Genomic DNA, 8,381 nt, shown 5'->3' on the forward strand with positions numbered 1-8,381 from the left:
CTAATAGGCAGGTTTCCCACGTGTAACTCACCCGTCAGCCGCTAATCTCAGTGAGCAAGCTCCCATCGATTCGCTCGACTTGCATGTATTAGGCACGCCGCCAGCGTTCGTCCTGAGCCAGGATCAAACTCTCCGAAGAAATGTTTGACTTGCTCATTTTGCTTTTTTGATAGTGTGTGCTCACTTAAAATTTAACGTTGGCGCTTTGTTTTGTTCAGTTTTCAAAGAGCAATTTTCACAATCGTTCTTTCGAACGGCTTGTTTATCCATCATAACACTTTATTGATTAGTTGTCAACTTCTGCGAAGTTTTTAACTTATTTTAAATCGCTGCGTTTTCAGCGACCATTTCATCTTATCATTTTCATTGTAAGAAGTCAATAGTTATTATTTCTTTTAGCAATCTGCCAAAAGCGGATGAAGTTTTTTGTTTTTCTTAGTTGGTGCTTATTTATATTAATCCTTTCGTACCATAAAGTCAACACATTTCATACATTTTCTTTTCAAATGAATTAATCACTTATATGAAGGAATAAATGTGCCTGTCACACCTTGTCTTCCTCTTAAAACATATAATCCAGGAAAATCATTTATCCCAACCATTTGAACTACCGCTTCCCCTTCAACTAAGTAATGCCTTTGGCAAAATCCATAAACCATGCAAGTGATAGGTTATGGCAATAAAAACTTAAATAGATGAGGAAACGAATAATTAGTTGCATCAATCGAATACTGAAACCTGATTGCTCCTTCCGGGTAGAGTTATTAAATATTAAACCGCTAAAACACAGGGTTCCATTGTCCAAATATTAAAAAACTTTTTTACAATTTTACTTACTTATACTATAATAATTATATTTTAAAATTTTCAGGAGAGACTTTTAATCATTATAAAAAATAGTTGGGAGAGGGATTTATAAATGATTAATAAAAACACATCTTTAAGGATGCAAAGTATCGTTTTTATTGGCTTTATGGGGGTAGGAAAGACGACGATCGGACAGAAGGTAGCCAGGAAATTATATAGGGACTTTATTGATATAGATCAAGAAATTGAAAAGGAATTCAATATGCCCACTACGGAAATCTTCAAGAAGTTTGGGGAAAAAGCTTTTCGCGAAAAAGAAAAAAGTGTGATTGAAAGCCTTAGTCAACAACAATTGAAAATCATTTCAGTTGGAGGCGGGGCATTTTTACAAGAGGATATACGGAATATCTGTTTAACCAATTGCATTGTCTTTTACCTGGACTTATCTTGGGAATACTGGAAAGAGAGAATAGGCTTGCTTATTGATAGTAGACCTGTTTTACAAAGCCGGTCCCTTGAAGAAATCGAAGAACTTTTTTACACGAGACAGGAAATATACTCCTATCATCATTCAAAAGTGAATACCAATGATTTAGATGTTGATGAAGTGGCAGACTTTATAGTCGATTCATTGAAAGTGGCCTGGGATATTTATGAACCGCTTAAGTAAGGCAAACCTTTTTGATATGTAATCAATGTTTCCAATAAAAGAATAATAGAAAAGATGAAAAGGGCACAGCGGTACCTAACCTCCTGTGGACTAATCACCTTTTTATTTTTCTTTTTTAGGAAGACTCTCTAATAATCAGTTCTGGATTCAATATGATTCGCTGTTGTTCCCGATCTATTTTCTCCATTTGCTGATACAAGAGATTCGCTGCCTCTTTCCCAATACGTCTAGGGAATGAGGAAATGGTCGTTAACGGAGGATGATAGATTTCTGCGACTGGAACGTTATCGAACCCAACGATATCTATATCTTTTCCAGGAGTAATTCCTTTCATCATTAACCCTTGCATAACACCAAAGGCAATTAAGTCGCTAAAGCAAAAAATTGCGGTAGGCGGATTAGGATTCTCAAGTACTTTCAAAACAGCCTCAAGCCCTCCCTCCCGTGTAGGGACACTATCTATCACCAACGATTCATCCACTTCCAATCCCGCTCTTGAAAGAGCTTCACGGTATCCCTCCATTCTCTCGATCCAAGTAGAAGATTCCTTAATGCCACCAAGGAGCGCAATTCTTTTATGCCCCTTTCCAAGGAGGTGATCAACAGCGATCCTGGCTCCTTCTGGATAGTCTATGCCTACATAGTCGCTATTCACCCCAGGCAGTTCCCTGACAGCAAGCACCATCGGCGTGTCAATTTCATTTAACCGTTCAATTGTATCTTGTGAGCTCTCAGAGACAGGACAAAGAATCAGGCCACCCACCCTGTGTTCCATCATGGTTGAAAGGAGATGATCTTGCTTGGCAACCGAGTCAAATGTAGTCCCCAGCAACACTGTATACCCGACCTCATCCAATGCATCGTGAACGCCTATCAGGAATTCAGAAAAAAAGGTATTTGATATGTCGGTAATAATGATTCCTACAGTATCAGAACTCTGCGACCTTAGGTTTGCTGCAATTCTATCGTAAACATAACCCAATTCATGCATGGATTTTAGCACCTTTTTTCGCGTCGCTTCCGATATTCGAGGGTTATTGCGAACGATAAGGGAAGCAGTGGATGTAGATACCCCAGCATGTTTTGCTACCTGTTGCAGCGTAACCCGCCCTTTTTTGGATTGTTTCATATTTCAATCACCATCTTGAATGTATTTTTGATGTACTTATTATTATCATGTTCTTACTATAATAATAATATAGTTACTGTCATTATTACACCCTTGCTTTTGGAACATGGGAATCTCAACGATCATTAATCACACCAAAACATTTATATCCAATATTCATTAGTCCCAAAAAACGCCATCCTAGTTCCGGAAGATGGAGTTTTAAGTAAATCCTTCAATATTTTTAGCCATGGTTAAATATGGTCTGGTGCTGTGTCAATTTCTTATACCGGTAATATACAAAAGCTGCAGCCAGGATTCCTATAGTAGCAATAAAGCAATCAAAAAGAAATATATGCGATATATCCCCACTCTTAGCGATCAAGCCCGTTGCAATTGGTAAAATGACGCTCGCCAAACTGGATGCCGTCGCAACGATCCCTGTTACAGTTCCTTTTTTTCTCCAGAAAAGTTCAGTCATTATTGCAATGGTTAATTGAAAGATCCCAGCTGTCGAGGCTCCAAGGAAAAAGGAGCTAATACTTAAGACAATAGGTGAATGAATCGTTAATATGATGATTACCGTAAGTAAAGTAATCATTGGATAAAGCAATATCACCGTCACGGGCTTAATCCATTTGTTTAATAAGATGGATAATAGCAGGACGGAAATAAGTGACCCCACACTATAATAGCTCAATAATTTAATTGCACTTGAAGATTGCATCCCTGCGACTTCCTGGCCGAAACTCGGTAACCAGATTTGCGAAACTGTAAATAACGCAGTTGATGTAAACCCAATTATGATTAGTGCGACTCCTTCGCTCCAAAATTTAGGTTCCGTTATGAACCTGTTACTATGCAAATCCCCTTCTTTACTGACAGCTTCGGATTTGCTTGGAAATGAAGCGGACAACACCAAAAACATATTCATGAAATAGATGACAGCTGGTACTAAAAATGCAAACCCGTAAAATAATTGGTTCGTAGTAAGAAACAAGATGATGAATGGCAGGATTGTAGCACCAAGCGAACCAAAAGCCTTAACCATAACACTCGCGGAACCAGCAGATTCAGGAAACATTTCAGTTAGCGCCGGATATGTACCAGCATCCATGGCTGAGTTGGAAATTCCCGCAAGTAAGGCAAATACAAAGGCCATTTCATATGTGGGAGAAAATGGAATCCCGATTAAAAAAACGCCCATTATAACCGAAGAGACCATGATTAATGGTTTTCTTCCAAATTTATCTGATAATACTCCCGTGAGACCATACGTGAGTAATCTGCCTATTCCTATTGCTGCAATAAGATAACTAATACCAGTAGAGTCCGTATCCCATTGTTCTGTTAAAGAGGGCATGTTTGAGGCGAGAATTATATTAACCATCCCCAGCAGAAAATAGTTAATATACATGCCAGATGCCGCTTTAAAATACTGATTTTTCATTATTACACCCCTATAATAAATCACGTTGTGTTTCTCCCATATAACACCTTCATGCACAATGTAATTACATTGAAGTCTCCTCTTTATGTTATCCATTTACATGAAAACCACTTTAAAAAAAAAACGCTAAGAAAATCAAGGGATTTCACTCCCTGATTTTCTTAGCTCCGAGGTTTGGTGCACCCAATTTTTTTAATCATTTAATAAATGATGCACATCGAGTATGAAAAAAAACCTCTATTTGGAGAACAATCTCCAGAGTGGAATCATTTTATTCTGCAAACAATTGCTCTTTGATGAAATCAACAGGCATTTGTTGACCTGTCCATAATTCAAAGGCTAATGCACCTTGCCAAAGCATCATCCCAAGACCATTAATAGCTGTAGCACCTACAGCTTCAGCTTGTTCCATTAGTTTAGATTTTCGTGGGATGTAAACAACATCGGTTACGATTAAATCAGGACGCAGCATTGATTCGTCTTGAATGACACTTAAGCCTTCAAGTGGTTTCATGCCAACGCCGGTTCCATTTGCCAAAATATCACTAGTTGCGATTTCAGCCTTTAATTGTTCAACATTTTCAAGAGGGTATACATTGGCTTTCACATTTAAATGCTTCATATCCTCATTGATGATTCGTACATTCTCTTCTGCTTGCGGGAAGAAAGCATCATCACGAGCAAAAATGCTGATTTCCGCCACACCTTCAAGCGCAGATTGAATGGCAATTGGAGTAGCAGCCCCACCAGAACCGATAAGAGTCATTTTCTTGCCTTTAATATCAATACCATGTTCTTTTAGGTTCCGGGTATATCCCATTCCATCAGTGCTGTGCCCTACGAACTTTCCATCGACATTGACAACTGTATTAACGGCTCCTGAAAATTTAGCACTGTCCGCCAATTCATCAAGATATGGAAGGATCTTCATTTTATTAGGCATGGATACGTTAAAGCCTTTTACATTTAATGCACGCATCCCTTTGACTGCATCTTCCAGCTCTTCATTTCCAACCTCAAATGCTAAATACGCGCAATTCAAGCCTAATTTATCGAAAGCTAAATTATGCATGGCAGGTGATAATGAATGTCCAATAGGTGTTGCAAGCAATCCTACTAATTCTGTTTTCCCATTAATTCGTCCTAGATTTTCCATGTTCTATTCCCCCTGATTTTTTAAACTTTATATAAATTCCTTCTTGGATGGAATTATGAGTTAAATATTTTGATCAATGATTTTCAATACATTTCTTAATTGGGTAACAGGGATTTGTCCTGGTGCAGATGCTTCTTTTCCGGCACCAAATGTACAAGCAGATCCAAACACCGCACCTGATAATCGACTGACCAGGCCTGTACCCGACATTGACATTGTAATGAATGGGCGATCGGCATACTTAGTTTTCATCGTGTAAGTTGCATCTAGTAATACGAGTAAATCACCAACTGTTTGGGGCATTACAGCGATTTTGGGAATATGGGCGCCAAATTCCTGCATCTTACGCAATCGGTAAATGATTTCTTCTTTTGCTGGTGTCTTATCGAAATCATGGTTACACATCACTACGTATACGCCATTTTCCTCAGCTACCTTCACAGTCTCCTTCACTGATGATTCCTCAAAAAACAATTCCACATCGACAAGATCAATATTCTTCGTTTTAATTGCTGTATGAAGAAGTTGGAAATAATAATCATCGCTGATTTCCTTGTTTCCGCCTTCTTTATGGCTTCTAAAAGTGAAAAGCAGCAAAGTACTAGGAACAGCACTTCTAAGTTTTGAAATCATATCCGAAACGGCTTCTAAGCTTTCGACTTGTTCAAAGACATCTACTCGCCATTCAATGATATCCGGCCGTAGCGCATTTACCATTTCAACTTCTTTAAGCAGTTCTTCTTCCGTTGTCCCCATTAGTGGAACGATGATTTTTGGAACCCCTTCTCCGATCGTTACGTCTTTGATCGTGATTGTTTGCATGATGTTTCCCCCTTTTATCATTATCATCAGTGGGGTTCATGCCCCACTGATGTTCAGTTAGACCGTTTAATTGGAAACTTTAATTACCTTTTTGTATCGATAGGCAACGAAAACGGCCAACAAAATACTAACTGCCGCAATTGCCACATCAAACAAGAAGACCGCTGTTAACCCAGCACTCTTGGAAATGATACCAGTAATGAAAGGTATGATGATAAAGGCTGAGCTACCTGCAATGTTTACATATGAAGTGATCGTACCTTTATTGGCAGGGAAGAATTCCGTGATTATTGTCATGGCTAATTGGAATACCCCTGCAGTTGAAAGCCCTATGAAGAAAGCGCTCAAAACGGTTATAAATGGTTGCTGGATGTAGATGAGTGACAATAAAGATAATGCTGCAATGACCGGATAGATAATCATGACGGTAACGGGCTTAATTACTTTATTCAATAGAACAGCTAGTAAAATGACAGAAACAAGGGAGCCAATACTATAGTAACTAAGCAATTGAACAGCCTTAGCTTGGGTTAGCCCCAATACATCTTGTCCGAAGTTCGGAAGCCAGACTTGAACCAACATGAATAAAGCAGTTGATGTGAAGCCTAATAGTATGACGGCCAAACCTTCCTGAGCAAACTTCGGTTTTGAGAGGAATTGCTGTTGAACCGGCACAGCTTGTTCATCATTCCGAGTTTGGCTTTGGGCTTTATGATCCGGGAATGAAACCTTAAGCAGGAAAAATCCATTAACAAGATATACAGCAGCCATTAAGAAGAATGTATACCCGTAAAACATATCTCTAGCTATAAAGAACGCCATGATAAATGGAAGAAGTGCGGCACCGATTGAAACGAACGCTTTTACTAATACGGTAGCGGAACCAGCTTTCTTTTGAAAAGCCTCAATAAGTGCTGGATACGTACCTGCATCCAAAAATGAATTGGCAATACCAGCACATACAGCAAATATAAATGCCAATGTATAGTTAGGAGCCAAAGGTACGCCTATAAGGAAGATCAGGTAGATAAAAGATGCTGAAACAACAAATGGTTTCCTTCCTAATTTATCCGACAGTCTACCGGCGAAAAACAAAGAAACTAACTTACCGATTCCTATGGCAGAGACCAAGTAACTTATCCCTGATGCACTTGTATTTAATTGATTTGACAAATTTTCCATATTTGATCCAATGATAATATTGATCATGCCTAAAATAAAATAGCTAATATATAAACCTGTGGCCATTTTTATAAATGGATTTTTCATGAAACACACCCCTATTTAAAAAGTTATCGGAAATGCAATTTGATTCTTAAGCCTTTCAGATGTTGCCCCCTTGCCCCATACCATAAATTCAAGAAAAATAATTACGTACTAAATAAAACAATAAACATCATAGATTAACCGGCTAAGTTAGTACATCGTTCTACCAACTCAGCATTACTAGTATATCGTTCTACTAAACGTGCTTGTTGTTAGTATATCGTTCTACTAAATTCAAGCGATTAGAAAAGTATTGAAAAACATTTATGCTACCGTAAATTAGTTAAATTTATTTAGTATATCGTTCTACTGGATTATTATACTGCGCTAATTTAATTGTGTCAAACTCATGAAGCAGTCCTTAATGACCATAGAGCAATTCCCCATACTCATTATTTTTAAATTCCGAAGGTCTCATTTTGGATCTCATTTACCTTAAAAGTTCAGCCCTGCCTTGTATTTGTTAGTGTTCATACAAGTTGGAAGAATACCTTTTATTTGCAGAGGCACCAATTATTTTATCCTTTATGAGGGCTTCCTTCTATTTTGATATTCCCCACATTTTTAGTTACCAGTTTCTGAATTAATTTCTTTTTAGCTAAAATATTTGTATTGCTGCTTATTTATATCAATTATCCAGTTATTTGCAATCGATTTTAATACCCATTGTCTAAGCAGGTAGTACTAATACCTCGCTTATATCCTAAGTTACGATAGTCGAAACGGATTAAATTTAAAAGGATGAACAATTTTCGATTTCAGCCCCTTTCAATGGTGATGTAACAGCTTCTATATATAACAGGGCTCCATAATTTGTTCTTAACGCAAAAAAAGACCAGCCGGATGGCTGATCTTTTAAATGGCTTGGCGGCGTCCTACTCTCACAGGGGGAAACCCCCAACTACCATCGGCGCTGAAGAGCTTAACTGCCGTGTTCGGAATGGGAACGGGTGTGACCTCTTCGCTATCGCCACCAAACATATCAGGAACGTTGTTCCTTCAAAACTAGATAATAAGAAGGTATTTCATTTTTTTAAAAGCGTTGGTTAAGTCCTCGATCTATTAGTATCAGTCAGCTCCACATGTCGCCACGCTTCCACCT

At 38.3% G+C, this 8,381-nt stretch carries 6 protein-coding genes and 2 rRNA genes; 1 reads left to right on the forward strand and 7 read right to left on the reverse strand.

The window, feature by feature from the left end:
* Positions 1 to 139: ribosomal RNA gene (locus AC1DVK_RS25735) — 16S ribosomal RNA — on the reverse strand; the annotation flags it as partial.
* A gap of 780 nt (positions 140 to 919) precedes the next feature.
* On the opposite strand from AC1DVK_RS25735, the gene AC1DVK_RS25740 reads away from it, so the two are divergent.
* Positions 920 to 1,477 (forward strand): shikimate kinase, encoded by a 558-nt coding sequence (locus AC1DVK_RS25740; RefSeq protein ID WP_057277282.1) that lies wholly within the window; start codon positions 920 to 922, stop codon positions 1,475 to 1,477.
* Between the two features lie 115 nt (positions 1,478 to 1,592).
* On the opposite strand, the gene AC1DVK_RS25745 is transcribed toward AC1DVK_RS25740, so the two are convergent.
* The 6 genes from AC1DVK_RS25745 to rrf all read right to left on the reverse strand — a co-directional run bounded on the left by AC1DVK_RS25745 (position 1,593) and on the right by rrf (position 8,257).
* Complete coding sequence (locus AC1DVK_RS25745; RefSeq protein WP_089365091.1) at positions 1,593 to 2,606, reverse strand: LacI family DNA-binding transcriptional regulator; 1,014 nt, start codon at positions 2,604 to 2,606, stop codon at positions 1,593 to 1,595.
* Between the two features lie 223 nt (positions 2,607 to 2,829).
* Complete coding sequence (locus tag AC1DVK_RS25750) at positions 2,830 to 4,035, reverse strand: MFS transporter (RefSeq protein ID WP_477627709.1); 1,206 nt, start codon at positions 4,033 to 4,035, stop codon at positions 2,830 to 2,832.
* Positions 4,036 to 4,306: 271 nt separating this feature from the next.
* Positions 4,307 to 5,191 (reverse strand): shikimate dehydrogenase, encoded by an 885-nt coding sequence (locus AC1DVK_RS25755; protein ID WP_034306141.1) that lies wholly within the window; start codon positions 5,189 to 5,191, stop codon positions 4,307 to 4,309.
* 60 nt (positions 5,192 to 5,251) lie between these two features.
* Positions 5,252 to 6,013: a type I 3-dehydroquinate dehydratase gene (gene aroD, locus AC1DVK_RS25760; protein WP_089365089.1), complete on the reverse strand. Its 762-nt coding sequence runs from the start codon at positions 6,011 to 6,013 to the stop codon at positions 5,252 to 5,254.
* Positions 6,014 to 6,079: 66 nt separating this feature from the next.
* Complete coding sequence (locus AC1DVK_RS25765) at positions 6,080 to 7,282, reverse strand: MFS transporter (RefSeq protein ID WP_089365088.1); 1,203 nt, start codon at positions 7,280 to 7,282, stop codon at positions 6,080 to 6,082.
* Between the two features lie 859 nt (positions 7,283 to 8,141).
* Positions 8,142 to 8,257 (reverse strand): 5S ribosomal RNA (gene rrf / locus AC1DVK_RS25770).
* Positions 8,258 to 8,381: the final 124 nt, after the last annotated feature.

This window comes from Peribacillus sp. P4_B1 (assembly GCF_056402395.1).

What these genes read in the sequence shown, in the direction of transcription:
- AC1DVK_RS25740 (WP_057277282.1), top strand. Translation starts at nt 920, where the DNA reads ATGATTAATAAAAACACATCTTTAAGGATGCAAAGTATCGTTTTTATT.
- AC1DVK_RS25745 (WP_089365091.1), bottom strand. Translation starts at nt 2,606, where the DNA reads ATGAAACAATCCAAAAAAGGGCGGGTTACGCTGCAACAGGTAGCAAAA.
- AC1DVK_RS25750 (WP_477627709.1), bottom strand. Translation starts at nt 4,035, where the DNA reads ATGAAAAATCAGTATTTTAAAGCGGCATCTGGCATGTATATTAACTAT.
- AC1DVK_RS25755 (WP_034306141.1), bottom strand. Translation starts at nt 5,191, where the DNA reads ATGGAAAATCTAGGACGAATTAATGGGAAAACAGAATTAGTAGGATTG.
- aroD (WP_089365089.1), bottom strand. Translation starts at nt 6,013, where the DNA reads ATGCAAACAATCACGATCAAAGACGTAACGATCGGAGAAGGGGTTCCA.
- AC1DVK_RS25765 (WP_089365088.1), bottom strand. Translation starts at nt 7,282, where the DNA reads ATGAAAAATCCATTTATAAAAATGGCCACAGGTTTATATATTAGCTAT.